This window comes from Paenibacillus odorifer, assembly GCF_000758725.1.
Classification (GTDB): domain Bacteria; phylum Bacillota; class Bacilli; order Paenibacillales; family Paenibacillaceae; genus Paenibacillus_AQ; species Paenibacillus_AQ odorifer.
This window is the reverse complement of record NZ_CP009428.1, coordinates 1,339,828-1,358,262: the sequence shown is the minus strand read 5'-3', so window position 1 is coordinate 1,358,262 and position 18,435 is coordinate 1,339,828. Positions and strand designations below refer to the sequence as shown.

Annotated in this window: 17 protein-coding genes; 3 read left to right on the top strand and 14 right to left on the bottom strand. The window is 46.6% G+C overall.

Annotated features, from left to right (window positions below; translation table 11 throughout):
- Positions 1–29 precede the first annotated feature (29 nt).
- The 4 genes from PODO_RS05865 to PODO_RS05850 form a co-directional block, all read right to left on the bottom strand.
- Positions 30–1,193 carry an aminotransferase class I/II-fold pyridoxal phosphate-dependent enzyme gene (locus PODO_RS05865; protein ID WP_038569166.1) on the bottom strand — a complete coding sequence of 388 codons (1,164 nt, stop codon included), beginning with the start codon at positions 1,191–1,193 and terminating at the stop codon, positions 30–32.
- Positions 1,186–2,118, bottom strand: coding sequence for a D-alanine--D-alanine ligase (locus tag PODO_RS05860; protein ID WP_036681791.1), 933 nt, complete (start codon positions 2,116–2,118; stop codon positions 1,186–1,188). Before PODO_RS05860 ends, PODO_RS05865 begins: the two co-directional genes overlap by 8 nt.
- A 13-nt stretch (positions 2,119–2,131) precedes the next feature.
- Positions 2,132–3,583, bottom strand: a complete 1,452-nt coding sequence (gene pdxR, locus PODO_RS05855) for a MocR-like pyridoxine biosynthesis transcription factor PdxR (protein ID WP_038569164.1) — start codon at positions 3,581–3,583, stop codon at positions 2,132–2,134.
- 124 nt (positions 3,584–3,707) lie between these two features.
- Complete coding sequence (locus tag PODO_RS05850) at positions 3,708–4,244, bottom strand: P-loop nucleotide/nucleoside kinase family protein (RefSeq protein WP_036681786.1); 537 nt, start codon at positions 4,242–4,244, stop codon at positions 3,708–3,710.
- 142 nt (positions 4,245–4,386) lie between these two features.
- Between PODO_RS05850 and catA the strand changes: the two genes are divergently transcribed.
- Positions 4,387–5,046, top strand: a complete 660-nt coding sequence (gene catA, locus PODO_RS05845; protein WP_038569162.1) for a type A chloramphenicol O-acetyltransferase — start codon at positions 4,387–4,389, stop codon at positions 5,044–5,046.
- A gap of 98 nt (positions 5,047–5,144) precedes the next feature.
- Here catA and PODO_RS05840 read toward each other — a convergent pair whose 3' ends face one another.
- From PODO_RS05840 to PODO_RS05825, 4 genes are all read right to left on the bottom strand, one after another.
- Positions 5,145–5,825, bottom strand: coding sequence for a histidine phosphatase family protein (locus PODO_RS05840; protein WP_052096836.1), 681 nt, complete (start codon positions 5,823–5,825; stop codon positions 5,145–5,147).
- Between the two features lie 8 nt (positions 5,826–5,833).
- Entirely contained in the window at positions 5,834–6,793 is a 960-nt protein-coding gene (cbiB, locus tag PODO_RS05835) for an adenosylcobinamide-phosphate synthase CbiB (protein WP_038569160.1), read from the bottom strand.
- Positions 6,794–6,842: 49 nt separating this feature from the next.
- Complete coding sequence (locus PODO_RS05830) at positions 6,843–7,601, bottom strand: adenosylcobinamide amidohydrolase (protein WP_306018976.1); 759 nt, start codon at positions 7,599–7,601, stop codon at positions 6,843–6,845.
- Positions 7,602–7,704: 103 nt separating this feature from the next.
- On the bottom strand, positions 7,705–8,793 hold the full coding sequence (locus PODO_RS05825) for a pyridoxal phosphate-dependent aminotransferase (RefSeq protein ID WP_038569156.1): 1,089 nt from the start codon (positions 8,791–8,793) through the stop codon (positions 7,705–7,707).
- A gap of 227 nt (positions 8,794–9,020) precedes the next feature.
- Between PODO_RS05825 and lplA the strand changes: the two genes are divergently transcribed.
- Entirely contained in the window at positions 9,021–10,022 is a 1,002-nt protein-coding gene (lplA, locus tag PODO_RS05820) for a lipoate--protein ligase (RefSeq protein ID WP_036681778.1), read from the top strand.
- A gap of 90 nt (positions 10,023–10,112) precedes the next feature.
- Here the strand turns inward: lplA and PODO_RS05815 are convergent, their stop codons facing one another.
- The 6 genes from PODO_RS05815 to PODO_RS05790 all read right to left on the bottom strand — a co-directional run bounded on the left by PODO_RS05815 (position 10,113) and on the right by PODO_RS05790 (position 17,251).
- A complete protein-coding gene (locus PODO_RS05815; RefSeq protein WP_036681776.1) occupies positions 10,113–10,940 on the bottom strand; it encodes a carbohydrate ABC transporter permease in 828 nt (275 codons plus the stop codon).
- Between the two features lie 30 nt (positions 10,941–10,970).
- Entirely contained in the window at positions 10,971–11,846 is an 876-nt protein-coding gene (locus tag PODO_RS05810; RefSeq protein WP_038569153.1) for a carbohydrate ABC transporter permease, read from the bottom strand.
- A gap of 107 nt (positions 11,847–11,953) precedes the next feature.
- Positions 11,954–13,285 (bottom strand): ABC transporter substrate-binding protein, encoded by a 1,332-nt coding sequence (locus PODO_RS05805; RefSeq protein WP_052096834.1) that lies wholly within the window; start codon positions 13,283–13,285, stop codon positions 11,954–11,956.
- A 189-nt stretch (positions 13,286–13,474) separates the two neighbouring features.
- The gene (locus PODO_RS05800) at positions 13,475–14,674 is read right to left on the bottom strand and encodes a response regulator transcription factor (protein ID WP_051491207.1); all 1,200 of its coding nucleotides are present in this window, start codon (positions 14,672–14,674) and stop codon (positions 13,475–13,477) included.
- A complete protein-coding gene (locus tag PODO_RS05795) occupies positions 14,667–16,478 on the bottom strand; it encodes a cache domain-containing sensor histidine kinase (RefSeq protein ID WP_052096832.1) in 1,812 nt (603 codons plus the stop codon). The genes PODO_RS05800 and PODO_RS05795 overlap by 8 nt, the downstream gene beginning before the upstream one ends.
- Positions 16,479–16,537: 59 nt before the next feature.
- The gene (locus tag PODO_RS05790; RefSeq protein WP_038569151.1) at positions 16,538–17,251 is read right to left on the bottom strand and encodes a metal-dependent hydrolase; all 714 of its coding nucleotides are present in this window, start codon (positions 17,249–17,251) and stop codon (positions 16,538–16,540) included.
- A gap of 228 nt (positions 17,252–17,479) precedes the next feature.
- Between PODO_RS05790 and PODO_RS05785 the strand changes: the two genes are divergently transcribed.
- Positions 17,480–18,427, top strand: coding sequence for a DMT family transporter (locus PODO_RS05785; RefSeq protein WP_052096830.1), 948 nt, complete (start codon positions 17,480–17,482; stop codon positions 18,425–18,427).
- Positions 18,428–18,435: the final 8 nt, after the last annotated feature.

Here is an 18,435-nt window from a genome sequence, read left to right as displayed (position 1 = left end):
CCATCTATGATAGAGGGGGACTTCTAGAATTACAACTTCACTTTCATAAAATCTTCGATTCTCTCCAGCGCCTCTGTCAATTTTTGTAAGGAAGCGGCATAGGAGCAGCGAATATAACCCTCTCCGCCTGCTCCAAAAACATGACCCGGAACCGCAGCGACACCGACCTCCCTGAGCAGCTGCAAAGCGAAGTCTTCTGATTTCATTCCGGTATGAGCGATGGAAGGAAAGGCATAAAAAGCGCCCGCCGGTTCGTGGCAAGGTAGTCCGATGGATCGAAATCCACTAACCAGCAGCTTTCTCCGCTCATCGAAGCATTGCTTCATGTGTTCCTTATGCTGCATTCCGTTGCGCAATGATTCAATCGCAGCAATTTGACCGAGCACGGGGGCACACATCGCAGTGTATTGATGGATTTTTAGCATCGCAGCAATTAATTCTCGATCGCCACAAGCATAACCAACTCTCCAGCCAGTCATTGCAAAAGCTTTGGAGAAGCCGCTAATCACAATCGTCCTTTCCAGCATCCCGGGAAGAGAGGCGATGCTGACATGCTGACTGTCATACGTAAGCTCGGCATAAATTTCATCTGAAATGACCAGTAGGTTATTCTCTTTTACAATCTGTGCAATAGGCAGCCAATCCTCATAAGTCATTACTGCACCTGTAGGATTAGTCGGAAAATTCACCATAAGAAGCTTCGAACGCGGGGTAATCACCTTCCGTAACGCTTCAGCAGTAAGCTTAAACCCCTGCTCGGCCGATGATTCTACCTCCACCGTAACCCCCCCGTTCAAATGGGTAATCGGCGAATATGCGATATAGCTCGGAGAAGGGACGATAATCTCATCCCCAGGTGTAATGAAAGCTCGTAATGCCAAGTCCACAGCCTCGCTGCTTCCCACCGTAACCATAATCTCATCGTTTGGCTCATAGCGAAGCTTGAAACTTGTGTGCAGATAAGAAGCGATCTCATCTCTAAGCTCCAGTAAACCGGAATTTGGCGTATACATCGTTTCCCCATTGTTCAAGGCACGAATACAGGCAGCTCTTACATGCTCCGGTGTAACGAAATCTGGTTCCCCTACACCCAGCGATATAATATCCTGATTCCCCGTACTTAGGTCAAAAAAAGCCCGAATCCCCGATGGCGCAATCTCCCGCACTCGTGGAGCAATCCATTCATTATGCATGGCTGTACACCTCTTCTTTTGCACTCTTTTCCGTTAGGGAAAGGGAGATGATTTCGTCCAGTAGTCCGCTGAAGGTGTAGCCTGCCGCTTGCGCGCTTTTGGGTAAAAGACTGGCCTTCGTCATGCCTGGTAACGTATTCACCTCCAGCACATAAGGAATACCCTCTTTAAGCAGCATATCAACCCGTGCATACACGCTACATTTTAGTGCTTTATAACAGCTCAAGGCAGCCTCGCGTACCCGCTCATGCACTTCAGTAGGCAATTCAATGACCCGTTCATCTGCTCCGCCTTCTTCATACTTAGCACTGTAATCGAACCACTCGGCATTTGCTGAGGTAATTCCCAGAATAGGCAGCAGCTCTCCGTTTAGAATAGAACAGGTAATTTCTTGGCCTTGAATGTAGCTTTCAATCAAAATCGACTGATCACAGGCAAAAGCCTTCTGCACTGCGCACAACAGCTCCTCGCTGCTGCTCACTTTTTCCATTCCGATACTCGAGCCGCCTGAACATGGCTTCACCATAACCGGATATCCGAGCCGTTCCACCACTTCAGCCGAATAATCCTTCATACTGTCCCAGCATAGCCAATCTGCTGTATTGACGCCTGCGCAGCGCATAAGCTTTTTGGAGAGATCTTTATCCATGCAAATGCTGCTAGACAAAACCCCGCTGCCCGTATACGGAATCCCCATCGTCTCCAGCGTCCCCTGAACCGTACCATCCTCGCCGTAAGCTCCATGAAGTGCAAGCAGTGCGATATCGATCCCTTTTGCCTGCTCAATAAGCTCCTCACGCTTGGTGATCACAATTGGAATAATTTCATATTTATTGGGGTCTAGATTCTTCAATATTTCTCTACCGCTATTCATGGATACCTCATACTCTGAGGATACCCCGCCCATAATTACGCCTACCTTCATCTCAAGCACCTCTTTATCCCATTAGTTGTCGAGCTGTTCTGCCAATAATCTCGATCCCCTTGCGGATATCCTCATCCGTCACTCTGGAGAAACCGATCCGTATCGTATTTTGACCCTTACCGTCCGTGAAGAATATATCTCCTGCTGTAAAAATAACCCCTTGCTCATGACAGGCCGCCAACAGCGTCCTTGTATTAAAGCCCTCCGCGAAGGATACAAAAAGATGCAGGCCACCGTCCCCTGACAGCGCCGTATAAGGAATAAAATCCTTGCAGCATTGCAGGGTTAATTCATACTTTCGTTTGTATTCCGCTCTGGCTTTTTTCAAATATTTCTCTAAATGGCCACCCAATAAATACTGATATAAAATGGATTGATCCAGCGTCGAGGTATGAATGGTACGGGCGCGCTTGACGCTTTCGAGGGAATTAATCAACTCCTGATCCGCCAGCACCCAACCTACACGTAGTCCCGGAAATAATACCTTGGAGAAGCTGCCGAGATAAATCACGCTGTTGCCGCTGCCTGCTGCTGCGATAAGTGGAGCCACATGTGAGCCCGAATATCGTAATTCCTCGTTAAAACCATCCTCAATCACCGGGACTTGGTAGCGATTCATCAGCTTCATTAGCCGCTGTCTTTTCTCTGGAGACATTACAATTCCGGTCGGATTATGGTAAGAAGGGACGAAGTATGCACAGTCAAAAGCTTGCTGTTGCAATGCTTTCTCCAGCTCCGCCAAATCAATCCCATCACGCTCCATCGAAATCCCGGTGATCTCAAAACCGTTCAGCTTCAAATTTTTGATCGCTGTATGATGCGTCGGATTCTCACAAATGACCGAACCATTTTTTTTACTCAGAGCAGACAATACAATATCGAACCCCTCTGTAAAACCATTGGTGATCAATATATCCTTGCCCCTCATTTCAACGCCCTTGTGCTCCATATACTGCTTCAAATAGTCTATTAAAGGCTTATACCCTTTGGCATAGCCGTAATTTAGCAGAACGTTGCCTTCTACCGACATCCGATCCATAAAGGACCGCTTCACATTATCCAGATCAAAAAGACTCTCATCAGGCGCTATGCTGGTGAAGGAGATCGTCCCCTTCTCCGCTCGAATCCCGCGCTTCATGATATCCAGTTCCTCCGCCAGCACCGCGCGATCATTGAGACGTGACTTCCAGTCCATCGTCCAGGAAGAGATCGTTTCACTGCCGGGCGGCGTAGCTGCAACATAACTTCCTTGCCCTTGCACGGCATAAGCAAAGCCATCATCCTCAAGCCCTGCATAAGCAGAGATTACGGAGTTGCGGCTAACCTTAAGCAATGTGCTGAGCTCTCGTGTGGAGGGCAGCTTTTGATTGCCTTGCAGACCGCCTTTTATGATTAAGTGCTTCATATAGTCTTTAATTTGTATATACACCGGCCGTCCGGCTATGAGCTTAAAATCCTTAAACATCTCTCAATCGCCCCCATGACTATCATGGCACAATCACTCGCTTAAAAAAAGAACCACAGCCATGGGATTTTAATCCGGCTGTGGTTCTATGAGGGGACAAATGCCCAAAAATCAAGTTACAGATCTATGCTTCGATCACAAGCTCCCCTTCTCCAGCAGGGATCTCAAAACCATTTAAAAACCGGGTTAATATGTCCTCAGTAATCGGAAATGCGGCATTGGCGTCAAAACGTTCACTCCGGATAAGCAGTCTCTGACGTAATTCATCCGGCTGAACCTTTAAGTGAATCAGTTCCCACACGCCAGCATAATCCTCAATAAGTTGCTTGTAATCGTTCCGTCTCTGACGTTGCCAGAAGCTGAAATCGATGACAACATGATGTTTTGCCTGAAGCAGATTCACCAGCTCCCCCCGCAGTTTTATCTCCGACTCTTCTTTATAGAACTCATAATTCTGCTCTGGATAATCCACCCCGAAACGGCCGTGCGTGGCCCAAATATCTTCATCTATCGAAAGTCTGGCGAATCCCTCTTTCTCCAGCTTTTTAGCAAAAGTTGTTTTACCCGACCCCGCTACACCGCACATCATCACTACGATGGAAGCAACACTCGTACGCTTTTGCTGAAGCAATTTTTCAATAACTAACTTTTCGCTCAGCATTATAAATGCATCTCCCTTCCAATTGATGGTATACTCATCGTTACAAAATACTTTCTCAAGGGATAGTGATAAGGATATGGTGAAATCAGTCCAGCAGACCTCCTAAAATGAAAAACGAAATAATTTTAGGAGGTCATAATAAATGATTTTTAACCCGATTGTCATTGATAACTGGAGTAGAAAACCCTATTTTGAACATTATTTAAACAATGTCAGATGCACCTATAGCATGACCGTAAATATTGATATCACCCTTCTACTGTCAGAGCTTAAGCATAAGGGAATTAAGCTGTACCCAGCACTAATCCACATGATAACTACGGTGGTGAACCGTCATAGTGAATTCCGCACATGTTTTGATTCTGAAGGTAGATTAGGTTATTGGGATAGCTTGTCACCTAGTTTTACAATTTTCCATGATGATGATAAAACTTTCTCAAGCATCTGGACTTCGTACGGTGAACAGTTTAATGATTTCTATAACCGTTATCTCGATGATATGAAAATGTACGGAAGTGTGAAACAATTTATCGCTAAAGCAAACGAACCATCGAACACCTTCCCTATTTCCAGCATTCCGTGGGTCAGCTTCACGAGCTTTAACCTGAACGTGTATAACGAGGGAACCTACCTACTTCCCATCTTTACGATAGGGAAATATTTTCAGCAAGACAAAAAAATACTATTACCCATCTCGGGGCAATTCCACCATGCTGTGTGCGACGGTTACCATGCCAGCATGCTGTATAATGAATTACAATCACGTGCAGATACCTATACGGAATGGTTACCTAACCTCTAATTAACCACGTTATTCTGCTGACAGCAAACGATAGTTCAAACATAAAGGGTTCCACCTATTAGGTTTTCCTAATGATGTGGAACCCTTTTTTCATGTAATCATCCTTTTTCCACAATATCAGCTTTATCAGCTGACCATTGTCCATGCTGCCAGAGTATTTTTAGTACCATTACATTCCCTGGAGAAGGAGCCACTGCACTGTAGAATGTGAGGTCAGGAACTAACTGTGCAAGTAAATTCCTGATTACCCCCCCATGCGTCACTACCATTACTCTATTCGATGTAACCTCACTTTTTTTCTCCTTGATAGCACAGCATCCAAATGCAGCCATAGCAGCTTGACCTAGATCTAACAGGAAACTACGCAACCGTGCATCGAATTCTGTCCACGATTCTCCTTCTGGCGGTGTAACCTTTGAAGGATCATCAATCCAATGTCTATATAGAGAGTTATCTTTCAACTGCTCATAGGTGCAGCCTTCCCAAGCTCCGAAGTTCATTTCACGAAGCCGCTGATCGTAAATAGCGTCCTGCTCTAGTGAAGGTGCTACGAAAGCCAAGGTCTCCTGACATCTTAGCAAATCGCTACAGAACACACGCCAAAAACCACCTGATAACTCAGCCTGCATGCAGATCTGCTGCTGAAGTTGGGATAGCCGCTCACTTGCGTCAGGAAGCAATGGAAGATCCGTATGTCCCAGGTAACGATGCTCAACATTCCATTTCGTCTGCCCGTGTCGGATAAGCACTAGCTCAAGCTCTATAGAGGGAATTGCCATACCGACGCTCAGCCTCCAATCCATATCCATGCCGCAACCGCGCATAGACCTACAAATATTGAAGAGCAGAGCATCATCATCCGCGAGGTCTGGATAATATCATTTGGTTCCATCGTACGTACCGGATCACCCATATAAGCCCGAAAAGAAGCGACGCCATGATACACATTTTCGCCTCCGAGTCGGATGCCAAGTGCGCCAGCCACAGCTGATTCTGGATAACCGCTGTTAGGGCTTGGATGTAGATGTGCATCCCGCTTCACCATTTGCAGGCAACTACGCCAATCCAGACGAAGCATCCCTGCACATAGAGCCAAAAGTAATGCCGTAATCCGTGCCGGGATGAAGTTAGCAACATCATCGAGCCGGGCAGATGCCCAGCCGAGATCACGGTATTTATCGTTCTTATAACCAACCATTGAATCGAGTGTATTGACCGCCCGATAAGCCATAGCAAGCGGCGCACCGCCAATCAGCGCGTAGAAAAGTGGAGAAATAATCGCATCGACAATATTCTCTGCTACGGTCTCCACCGTTCCACGGACAATTTCAGGGGCGTCTAGCGAAGTCGTATCACGTCCCACGATCATCCCCAAAGCCTTGCGGGCAGCAGGGAGATCGCCCTTCTGCAATTCCACGTACACCGCCATTCCTGCATCTTTTAGTCCCTTGGAGGCAATCGTGGTTGAAATCAACCAAACCTCGGCTATCCAGACGAGCCAAGGTGAGATATATGACAGCAGCCATAGCAGGATGGCTGTCAGTGCCCAAGCACCGCCCGCCACACATAGCGGAAGTAACACCCCAGCTCTGCGCAGGCTTTGCGGGCGGGACCATAAACGACGGATCGCCCACTCCAGAGCCGTAATTGCTTTGCCCATACCAATTACGGGATGAGGCAGGTTACGCGGATCACCTACGATCCGGTCAATCACATAAGCCGCAAGCAACACCAAAGCGATTGTCACAGGCAATCACCTCTGAACAATCTTCTACTTCTCCAGCTATCCATTGTCATTAGCTGTCCTTCCTTGCCTGCACCGACAGCAGGCTGCCCGTCACAGCGCTATATATAAGCCGGCCGATAGCGCCTCCGAGATCGGTTGCTGTTCCGGCGTAGACATGCTCGGCGCTGTATCTCCCGCTTTGGCTCACAGCGAGTACAATAGCATCCGTAGTTGTGCCGGTTGCGATTAGGCCATTCTCCGGATCGGTAATCCCGAGATCTGCCAGCGCAGCAGCTTTGGCTTCGACAGCTGTCTGCACAGCATTGACCATGGCCGCCGGTGTCAGGCGGCCATCAATGCAGAGCATGATGTTAATCGTACCCGGCCGATACACAGCCAATACATTGCGTTCCACGCCTGAGCGCGCAGCATTTCCTGCGGCGGCTGTAACGCAAACAAAAATCCCCGCTGAACCCGTGTCCTCTTCAGCTACCGCTGCATGCTCTAGCGGTACAGCCGTCATCAGACCGGCACAGCCGGATAAAGGATAACCCCAATCGCGCAGCTTATTCTCCATATCCTGGACAGGATCACTACATTCGTAATTGCGATCTACATATAAATTAACCGCCCGCTGCAGCCGGTTCATTCCTCCGCCGTAGAACGCGCTCGATAAACCATCCGCTGCTGCTGGCAGCTCCAGCAGCAGATGCTTATCCTTCCACTGCAGAGCAAGCCCTGGCCAGACGGCCGGATGATACTCCCTGATTCCCCCTGCAAGATTAAATGGAATCTTCACTTCCACCATAGCCGATCCCGCTCCTTTCACCGCTCATTTCTTTCATTGAATACTTACAACCATCCTCGAAAGGATGCCCCGCCAATAGCGCTGTCAGCTCCCTCCGCACATCATTAAGGAATACGTGCACCTGTCACTTAGTCGCTAGAATCTCCGCCATCTGCAGCAAAAGGCGGGCATTATCCTCATGTCCCTTAACAGCAACTCGAATATGCCCTGAACCTAACCCTGCATACATAGCGCAGCTGCGCACAAGTATACCTACGCGGCCAAGCCTAGTCTGCAGCTCAGCCGCACTCCACGGTGACGGCAAGCCACAGAGCAGAAAATTGGCTTCTCCCGGTGGGACATCGCAACCCAGCTGCACTAGACCCTGCCGCAGCGTTTCGCGTTCTGCTGCAATAAGCTCACGCGTGCGCTGTTCATAGTCACGTCCGCTTGTAAGGCAGGCTTCCCCTGCCAGCAGCGCCAAGCCGTTCACACTCCAGGTGACCTGCTTTCCGCTCATCGCCTTCGCCAGCTTCGGATGCGAAATCGCAAACCCGAGACGCAGTCCGGGAATCGCATAAAACTTCGTCATCGACCGCACCAGAACCGTATGCGGAAACTGCTCCAGCTCCGGCAGGAGTGTATTTCGCTCTGACTCCGGGATAAAGTCAATAAAAGCTTCATCCACAGCCAAATAAGTCCCGCAGCTTTCAGCCTTCTGCGCTAACAAGCGCAGTTCCTCCACAGCATACTGAACTCCATTGGGATTATTCGGCTGTCCGAGAAATAACAGCTCCACCTGTTCCAGCAGCCCGGCAATCTCCTCCACTCCAGCGCGAAAATGCTGTTCCCTAGTCCCCTGGACCGACAATACTTCAGCACCAAATTGCCCGGAAAGCTGCCTATACTCAGAGAAACAAGGTTCCACGATGCCAACCTTTTGCGGAGCTATCGCCAACAGCAGCAAAGCCATAGATTCCGCTGCTCCGTTACCCACGGTTAACCAGCCACTATCTACGCCAAGATTTTCCGCCAGTAGTTGTTTAAAGCGTCGGTGTCCAGGGTCCGGATATGTAACCACCGTTGACAGTGCTGTTCTAAGCAGCTCCAAAACTTCCGGTGGAGGACCGAGTGGATTGATGTTGGCACTATAGTCGAGAAATGTGCCCCCAGCTTCTCCATAGAGCTCCGCTGCCGTCAGCAAATCACCGCCATGTCCATATTTTTCAAGCATAATTACACTCCCTCTATCTACTTTCTCTAGCACGATATGTATGTCATTGCCACCATTATTGACTCTTTGCCGGAAGAACGTCAATGCTTTCGCAGAAGGAACCAGCTAAATCCCCTGCTTCCCCCAAACCGACATGAATCTCAAAGATGTGATCTCTTTTGTTAAAAAACCGCTTTTGGTTTAAAATGAAGGTTGTAATCAATTTTGCTGCGACGGAGGAATTCACTATGCTTTTTATTGATAACACAGGGATTACTGACGCATCCATCAATTTGGCGATTGAGGAATATGCGCTGAAGCACTTGCCGATGGACGAGAGTTACCTGCTTTTTTATATCAACAGCCCATCCATCATCATCGGGAAACATCAGAATACTATCGAAGAAATTAACCAAGAGTATGTAAAAGATAATAATATTCAGGTCGTACGTCGTCTATCCGGCGGTGGAGCTGTTTATCACGATCTTGGAAATTTGAACTTCAGCTTTATTACCAAGGATGACGGCCAATCCTTTCATAACTTTTTGAAATTCACCCAACCGGTCATCGATTACCTGCAAAGCATGGGCGTTAACGCCGAGCTAAGCGGAAGGAATGATCTGCAAGTTGGTGAGCAAAAGATTTCCGGTAACGCTCAGTTCTCCACACGCGGACGTATGTTCAGCCATGGTACCTTGATGTTCAATCTTAATTTAGATGATGTACAAGCCTCTCTAAAAGTGAATCCAGAGAAGTTTAAATCAAAGAGCACCAAATCCGTACGCAGTCGTGTAGCGAATATCAAAGAGCTGCTGGGTACAGATATGACGATCGAGGAGTTCCGCGCCGGCCTGCTGCGTTCGATCTTTGGCATGGATTCTTCTGAGGTTCCTCAGTACAAGCTGCAACAAGCCGACTGGGACAAAATTAACGAGATCTCCAAGGAGCATTACCAGAACTGGGACTGGAACTACGGTCTGTCACCAAAAAGCAACGTTAAGCACACACGCAAATTCCCTGCCGGAATTATTGATATTCGGATGGATATTGAAGATTCCCTTATTAAAGACATCAAAATTTATGGTGACTTCTTCGGAGTCGGTGACGTAGTAGATGTTGAAAATGCACTTCGTGGCAAACGTTATGACGAGGCTGAGGTTAGAGAAGCATTAGCTGATCTCGATTTGAAGCATTATTTCGGTCGTATTGAGCCGGAGGATTTTATCGGATTGGTCTTCCTAGAGGAATAGGATGAATTCACTGGTCATGATTTGAATCAAAAAGAGGACTCCTGCGCATTTGCCAGAAGTCCTCTTTTGCATGAATTAATACTCTTCGCTTTATCCTTTTACAGCAGATCCAACTGTCATTGCCCGTTCCACTTGCTCACTAAAGAACAAATAGACAATAACCATTGGCAGACTCGCCATCGTCATAACCGCCCCCATGCCACCCCAGTCTGTGCTGTATTGGCCTTGGAAGAACAATAGACCCAGCGGCAGTGTTTTCATCCCCTCATCAGAGATCAGAATATAAGCCAGCAAAAATTCATTCCAGTTGTTCAGAAATTGAAAAATGGCTACTGTTGCGACAGCTGGCGTTACAACCGGCACAATAATCTGCAGAAACATCCGGTATACATTCGCGCCGTCCATACAAGCGGATTCCTCCAGCTCCCCAGGGATACCCTTCATAAAGCCGTAGAATACCAGACAAGAGAACGGCAATCCAATGGCGACATAAGGAACAATCAGCCCACCGTAGGTATTAGTCAGATGTAAATCCCGTACGAGTATGGCAAGTGGAATCATAATTACCTGCAGCGGCATGAACATTCCGATCGTCATATACAATCTGACCCCTTCACGGAATCTCCACCGCAGCCGGGAAATTGCGAATGAGAACATCAGCGATAATATGATAATAAGTAGCGTTGAAATCGTAGAGACTACCAAGCTATTCGTAAAATATCGCGGTATATTGAACTGTGACCAAGCGGCCACATAGTTTTCAATCCGGAAATTAGTCGGAAATCCGAAAGGGTTGGTGACAAAAATCTCATCGTTATTTTTCAGAGAATAAGAAATCATCCATAATAGCGGATAGATGGAAATGATAAAATAAATCCATAAGGGAAGCTGTATGAGCAATGCTCTCACTTTTTTCATAACGTTCCTTTTCCTTTCCGGCGTACTGCCTTATGCTTCATTTCGGTCAAATGTCTTGTTGATAATAATGGTGGCCAGAAGCGACAGAAGGACAAGCACAACCGATACCGCACAGGCATAGCCGTAGTTGCTTTCCAAGAATGCATAACGATAAATCATAAAGGTAAGCGTATAGTTACTCGTTCCCGGTCCGCCGTTAGTCATAATCAACATTTGTACAAAAGCACCGATTCCTGAAGTAATGGCAATGATCAGACAGAATTTGAACGTCTCCTTCATCATTGGAATTGTCACCTTACGATGCGCCATCCATTTGGAGCAACCGTCAATCGTGGCAGCTTCCATGTACTGCTCAGGGACAGATTTAACCCCCGCATATAAAAGACTGAACTGGTAACCCATGAACTGCCAGGCATTAACAAAGGCAATCGCAATTATGGATGTGGTTGGAGAAGTAAGCCAGTTTTGTTGATAAGGAATATGCAAAATTTCAAAAAGCCTATTGATCAATCCGTTATTCGGATCGTAGATGGCAATCCATAGCTGACAAACAACCGTAACCGACAGAACTACGGGAATAAAATAAGCTGTTTTCAACAATTTACGCCCTTTGATTCGCGGATCGGCACAGGCAAGCGCAAGAATGGTTCCCAATCCGATCTGAAATACAGCGAGTACCAGTGCAAAAATAAGGCCGTTACGAAGGGAAGTCAAAAGCAATGGATCATCAAACATCTCTACATAGTTGGACAATCCGTTAAAAGTAGCCGTACTGAGCCCGTCCCACTCGAAAAAGCTACGATAAAAGGATTGAAGCACTGGATAGATAATCACTACGCTATAAATCAACAGAGCGGGAAGCAGAAACAGCATTATGGCTTTCTTATTACCTAAGTATTTATGCATGCGGTAAGATTCCACTCCTTCCTTGCCAAGCCGCTCACCCGATATAAGGGCTCGATCCGGGTGAGCGGCAGGGCATGGACCAATTTTTATTTATTTTATTTCTCTAATTATTTATTTTCTTTGTTCAGCACTCGGTTCATGTTATCCGTGAACTGCTTAGCCGAGAATCCTTCAATCAACATATTTTGTGTATTGTCGTCCAGTGCATTTTTAATTTGAACACTGCTTACCGCATTGGCGTAACCCTTCACGTTTGGCAGCACTTCTTCAGCGATTCTTTTCATCATGGCAGGCACTTCACCGGTCATTTCTTTATCCACTTTAGTCGCTACGATCGGGCTACCCAGCTGTGTATATTTGTATTCGCTATATTTTTGTGCGATGAAACTAGCTACTTTCACTGCAGTCTCTACATTCTTGCTGCTTGGAGAAACGGCAAAGCCACCAGGACCTCCTGCACCGTTAATGTACATTTTGTTGTTCTCATAAGTCGCTTCGTCCTTAGCTGGCCAGTACATCCAATCCACTTTATCCCCAAGCTTCTCAGCACTGCTGTAGATTTCCCACTGACCGTTGACGAACATGCCAGCTTTTCCTTGGTAGAACAAAGATGAAGCTTGATCATAATTGGTATTCGTAGCATTGACGTCGAACAAGCCTGCTTCTTCCAGCTTCTTCATTTGTTCTGCTGCTGTTACATAAGGCGAAGGCAATGTTGTCGTTCCCTTCGTTTCGAGTGGGCCAAACCCTTTCGTCTCCTCACGAGTCACAAGTCCGCTATAAAAAGAAGTAGTGATCCATTTCTCCTTCGCGAAAATTGAGAGCGGTGTATACCCTGCTGTAGAAAGCTTCTTAGCCGCTTCAGCCAGCTGATCGATCGTCTTGATCGGCATCTCGATGCCTACCTCTTTAAAGATATCCTTGTTGTAAAACAACATTTGGAATTCAATTCCCGTATATGGGAATGCATATACATGACCGTCTGGGGCAATCAGACGGGATTCATTCCCTGTATTTAGATTCGCTTTGAAATCTTTGGTGGCTTGGTATTCATCAAGCAGCTCGACATTTTTAGATTTGGCGAAGGTTTGCAGCGTAGGCCAGTCTGTTTCATAAATATCCGGCATGTTCCCAGTCGCGGCATATGTTTTCAGCTTCTGGTAGCCATCTTGAACAGCCTCATCCAGTACAATCTCCACCTCCGGCATTTCCTTTTTTAATTCCTCTACGGCATAATCAAATGGCTTTGAAGTATCTTCGTCAAAATGCTGTGCATAAATTTTTATTTGAATTTTCTTATCGGTATTCCCAGCGGTCGTATTGGAACCTTCAGAGGTTGAACCACCGTTTCCGGCATTGTTACCACCACAGGCTGTAAGTGAGAAAGCTAAGGATAAAACGGTTGCAACCCCCAGTGTTCTGAATAGCTTGTTGCTCATAATGAATCCCCTTTCTGATGCTCTATTTAGTGGAGCTAGTTGAATCCGCTATTTGTTAGCGTTTTCATCGTCCTGTTTCTATTATATTTGAGCCTTGAAGACCCAAAAAGAGCCATATCGGGCACAATCGGTAATAAACAGGACAAAATGAAAGCGGCCTCACCAGAGAGCCGCCACCAAATATGTTTATTAAATTTCATTATTAACGCCAATATGGCGGGAACGGGCAGCCAGCTGCTCAAATTCAGACGGCGGCATGCCATAGTGTTTTTTAAAGCATTTACTGAAATAATTCGGGTCATTATAGCCAACTTTACCGGCGATTTCAGACAGCCTCACATTTCCTCCAGCAAGCAGTTCCTTGGCCTGCTTCATACGAGTATAGGTAATGAAATCAAGTACAGAGATTCCACCTTCTTTTCGAAAAACCTTCCGTAAATAGCTGGTATCTACATAAACGCCATTCGCCACCTGGTCAACTGTCAGCTCACAATCGGAATAATGCTCCCGGATGTACTCTTTGGCGGCAATGAATAAATTGTACGACTTAGAGGGGCGGTGCTCACGACCTTGATCAATGACTTTACTGTACAAGCCTTTTATCCAGCTTTCAGTCTCATCCCAGTTATCCATCTCCCGTAGCCGCTGCTCCGGTGAACCTGCTGGTTTCCAGAGACTTTCCGGATTGATCCCTCTTTCTCCAGCATAGGCAAGGCAAAGGGATACTATACTCATTAATAGAGTAAAGGAATAGCTGCCTCCCCCTCTCTGGCGTCGTAGAATCTCAATTAATTTGCTTATGTCCTTCGCCGCTGCATCGCCATCCCCCATCTTTAACGCCATCAGCATGGCATCCTGAATTCCAAGATGAGTGATTTCTTTGGATGGAAAGGAGAACTCCTCTATCCCTTCAGAGGAATTCTGCTCGTCCATTTGGAGTGGAAAGAGCTTATTGGAAGCCGTTCCTTCTGCAATTATTTCCGGCTTCCCAGCTTTGCGTGCACCTATTTTATGTGACTGAAGGCGCTGCTTCACCTTGATCATCATCTCGTTAAACTCTTGCTGGTTAAACGGTTTCAATAAATAATCTTGTACACCTAACCGAATCGCTTTTTGCGCATAATCAAATTCATTGTGCCCTGTTACAAAAACAATAAGCATATCAGGAGCATTGGCCTGTAACCGGGTAACCAGCTCCATACCGTCCATATAGGGCATACTAATGTCCACTAAAGCCAAATCTGGTTTCGTCCGTTCCGCTTCTTCCAGCGCTTCTCTGCCATTTGACGCCTCACCACAGACACTGAAATCATATTTACTCCAATCCAGCTTGGTCCGCATATAATAACGAAACAGCGGCTCGTCATCTACAACCATCACTTTATACATCTACGCTGCCCCCCTGCGCTTCCGTACCGGGAATCGTCATTTTCATAACAGTACCTTTTCCCAGTTTACTTTCTACCGATAGGCCATATGGTTCTCCAAAATACAGCTTAATCCGTTCATGAACGCTGTAAATGCCAATGGATGCCGGTTTTCCTTCTCGTGAGCGGTATTCTACAATCCGCGACACCTGCTCCCCTGACATGCCAACACCGTTATCCTCCACGGTAATGATAACTTCTCTTCCGTGTGTATAAGCCTCTATTGAGATTAGCCCCTGACTTCCCTTTGTTTTTAATCCATGGTAGATTGCATTCTCGATGAGCGGCTGCAGGGACAATTTGGGTACCTTGACTCCTTCGAGAGATTTCGGGATATTAATCTCGTAACGTAATACGTCGGGGTTGCGAACCTGCATAATAGCCAAATAATCAGCTGCATTTGATACTTCCTCGGACAGTGGAATAACCTCGTTCCCTTTGCTAAGAACAACCCGATAGAAGTCTGCCAGTGCCTTGGTCGTATCCCGAGCTGCTTCATTAAGCTCCAAATCGTTGAGTACATAAATCGTATCCAGTGTGTTATACAGAAAATGGGGTTTAATCTGGGCATGAATCAGAGCTAGTTCATATTCACGTTTCCGGACTTGTTCGTTCGTAATCGTCCGCATCAGCTCCTGAATACGACCAACCATGGAATTGAATACGGTGGAGATCAGCCCAGTCTCATCCTCTGTAGTCACTGGTGAGGTGACATTCAGATCGCCTTCCCTTACTTTACGCATCGCCTTCGTCACCTGAAGAAGCGGATTTACGATAATCTGTGACAGCTTTCCTGCAAGCAGCAGAGACAGTAACAGGCATCCTATTCCCACGAATATAGTTAACGTTATATTACGGTGAATATCCGCAGTTAACTTCTGCAGCGAAATCGTATTCACAAGCTTCCAATTCAGCTTATCATAATACGTCACAGTGACCAGCTCTCGCCCGCTCCCCTTGCCGATAATTTCCGAGACAGAGCTTCCCGTCTTCCTAAGACTGCCGTTCAGTCTGTCCTCAGGCTTCAGTAGAAGCTTTGATTTATCAGGGGTGGACACGGTCCTTTGCGTTCCGTCTACTATAAAATATTTCTTGTCCGAAGAGGTTTCTCTAGCGGTTTCCAGAAAAGCAGAGAGAGCATCTTCTTTTACGTTCACAAATAATGTACCTATTAGGTTGCCCGTTTTAAGATTGTACACGACTTTACTTAGTGTGAGCACCGGAACTGCCGGATCACTAACCAGATAATCTCTCTGTTCCATGGGAAGCCAACGGTTGACACCGTAGCTGCCTTTTTCTTTAGCCTTCTCCAGCATATCGCTGGTAAATACCTTCTGCTCGTTAGGATTACCGTAGGCGTAAGAGGAATAAATCTGGCCTTCCGTATCCACAAATACAGCAGAATCGACATCCGGAAAAATAATCAGATCGATAGAAAGCTGGCTCTGCATTAAATTGCGAAACCGCGTCTGCTCCACTGTCGAGGATAACAACGGACGTTCAGCATACATCCGATGGATGTCGGTAGTTATAATGTTGGCACTGCTCTCCGTATTTTTTACAATCGTATCTATTTGCTGCATGATGAGCTTGGATTCATCTTTAAAATTGTACTTAGCCTTTTCGATCATCGAACGGCTGAACATCTGCCCTGAGAGCAAGCCTAAAGCAAGCAATGGAAAAATGATCAACGGTATAAAAATAAGGATTATTTTATTACGAATCTGCAATCTTCCAAACCACTTCACTAAGGAATCCCCCCGCATAACAGCCGCCTCCTGTGTGTTCTAGCGGTAATTCATTATGTGCTTCATATCCGTAAATCTCAAGGAGAAAGTATAAATACATATACAACTAGGGCGAGTGTGAGCAGGATAAAAACATTCTCTACAGCTCCACCTTTTTTCGTGCCTGTACTCATTAGCTTTAGACGCAGCTTAAATGGAATGGGCGGCAGGGGCGTAATTCCCCTTTGGGTGAGAGAGTCGGCCAATAGATGAAGCGCATAAGACATGCCGCCTGCTATCCATAGACTGCCACCATCCTGTATACCCGATGAAGCAAAATACAATAAAGTGCTCCAGCCTGCAACAGCATATAAGGTATGAGTCAATCCACGATGCGGGACAAGTGATGTAACTACGAGTATACAAGCTACTATGTAGTTCCAAGGATCATACGCCCCTCCGTATGCAAATACCGCAGTAGCGATTAGTACCATCACCAGATGCCGCAGCTTTCTTCCCGGCAGGAAAGTTACACTCCCCACAAGTAGGGCCAGTACAATATTCCAAGGGCTTTCAACGATTCCTGCAAAATAAAGATAAATCGCTGCTCCTATCAAAGCAACCTGTAGTATCCTGAGCAGAAAGTCAGGAATCGCCTTGCGTACCAGTAACGAATTCGGTTCATCAATGTCTGGCAGGAGCGAACTTAATGCCGCGACGGCAATAACCGGGATTGTAATCTCATGGGCCATCAAACTCATAACAGATAGGGTAACCCCGGTGCTGATAATTAAATGGGATCTGCCCATCATAGTGAAACCGCTCCTTTCTAAGATGCAAAAACAAGAACAAATGTGCGGTTATCGAAGTATATCAAGACCCGGATTTTTTGTCTACATAAAACGCTGAAATCGCTTAGTATATAAGCCTTTACGCGATTTCTATCTTGTCCTCTCCATGAATATACGATACAATTTGGACAACTTGACCTTGTCGTCTACATAGAGGCGACAGCTGCTGAAGAAAGGATGACCTAAGTAGTGAAGCGTTCCCGTATAGCCGATTTTAGCCTGCTATTAGTGGCGATGATGTGGGGATGTACCTTTCTGATTGTACAAAATGCTGTCAAGGTGCTGCCACCGCTCGCGTTTAATAGCATCCGCTTTATGGGCGCTGCCCTGTTGCTGGCTCTAATCACAGTTATTTTTTACCGCAAGGATTGGAAACAGCTAAGTTTCCGCATGGTACGCGATTCTCTGCTGCTTGGCCTTTTTTTGTTTATGGGCTATGGCTTTCAGACTATGGGACTTCTATATACAACAACCTCTAATACCGGCTTTATTACCGGGCTATCAGTTGTCCTAGTACCCTTTCTGTCTCTAGCCTTATTGAAGCATGCGATTTCACGATACACTTGGTTCAGTGCGGCACTCGCCGCAATCGGGCTTTATCTGTTGACCTTCACGGGCTCTGCATTATCCTTGAATAAAGGCGATGCCTTGATTCTTCTGTGTGCCATAGCTTTTGCGTTACAGGTAGCCTATACTGGCGTTTATGCACCTCATTATCCGGCGTTGCCGCTAGCTACTCTGCAGCTTGCTTTCGTTGGGCTGTTCAGTATTGCTGCCTCGCTTATTTTTGAAGGGGCAACACCGCTCGCCCACAGCGGGGAGCTGATTAAGGACCCAGATGTGCTTTGGGCTCTGCTGATCTCCATCGGGCCAACCAGCGCTTTTGCCTTCTGGATTCAAACCGCCTGTCAGAAATATACTACCCCATCACGGGTAGCCATTATTTATGCCACAGAACCGGTATTTGCCGTTCTGACGGGTTTAGCCTTTGGCGGGGAAACACTCGGGTTGTCCGCTCTGCTCGGTTGTGGTTGTATTCTGGGGGCTATGCTTATGGCAGAGCTGAGCCCGGAACCGGGTCAGAATCAACATAAGAAGAGTTATTTTTCCAAATTACATCTATTTAGAAAGAGATAAGGAGAGAG

Excerpts from the sequence above, each read along its gene's own strand:
- PODO_RS05805 (WP_052096834.1), bottom strand. The coding sequence starts at position 13,285 with ATGAGCAACAAGCTATTCAGAACACTGGGGGTTGCAACCGTTTTATCC.
- PODO_RS05800 (WP_051491207.1), bottom strand. The coding sequence starts at position 14,674 with ATGTATAAAGTGATGGTTGTAGATGACGAGCCGCTGTTTCGTTATTAT.
- catA (WP_038569162.1), top strand. The coding sequence starts at position 4,387 with ATGATTTTTAACCCGATTGTCATTGATAACTGGAGTAGAAAACCCTAT.
- pdxR (WP_038569164.1), bottom strand. The coding sequence starts at position 3,583 with ATGTTTAAGGATTTTAAGCTCATAGCCGGACGGCCGGTGTATATACAA.
- PODO_RS05840 (WP_052096836.1), bottom strand. The coding sequence starts at position 5,825 with ATGGCAATTCCCTCTATAGAGCTTGAGCTAGTGCTTATCCGACACGGG.
- PODO_RS05825 (WP_038569156.1), bottom strand. The coding sequence starts at position 8,793 with ATGCTTGAAAAATATGGACATGGCGGTGATTTGCTGACGGCAGCGGAG.
- PODO_RS05795 (WP_052096832.1), bottom strand. The coding sequence starts at position 16,478 with ATGCGGGGGGATTCCTTAGTGAAGTGGTTTGGAAGATTGCAGATTCGT.
- PODO_RS05810 (WP_038569153.1), bottom strand. The coding sequence starts at position 11,846 with ATGCATAAATACTTAGGTAATAAGAAAGCCATAATGCTGTTTCTGCTT.
- lplA (WP_036681778.1), top strand. The coding sequence starts at position 9,021 with ATGCTTTTTATTGATAACACAGGGATTACTGACGCATCCATCAATTTG.
- PODO_RS05815 (WP_036681776.1), bottom strand. The coding sequence starts at position 10,940 with ATGAAAAAAGTGAGAGCATTGCTCATACAGCTTCCCTTATGGATTTAT.
- PODO_RS05790 (WP_038569151.1), bottom strand. The coding sequence starts at position 17,251 with ATGATGGGCAGATCCCATTTAATTATCAGCACCGGGGTTACCCTATCT.
- PODO_RS05860 (WP_036681791.1), bottom strand. The coding sequence starts at position 2,118 with ATGAAGGTAGGCGTAATTATGGGCGGGGTATCCTCAGAGTATGAGGTA.
- PODO_RS05865 (WP_038569166.1), bottom strand. The coding sequence starts at position 1,193 with ATGCATAATGAATGGATTGCTCCACGAGTGCGGGAGATTGCGCCATCG.
- PODO_RS05850 (WP_036681786.1), bottom strand. The coding sequence starts at position 4,244 with ATGCTGAGCGAAAAGTTAGTTATTGAAAAATTGCTTCAGCAAAAGCGT.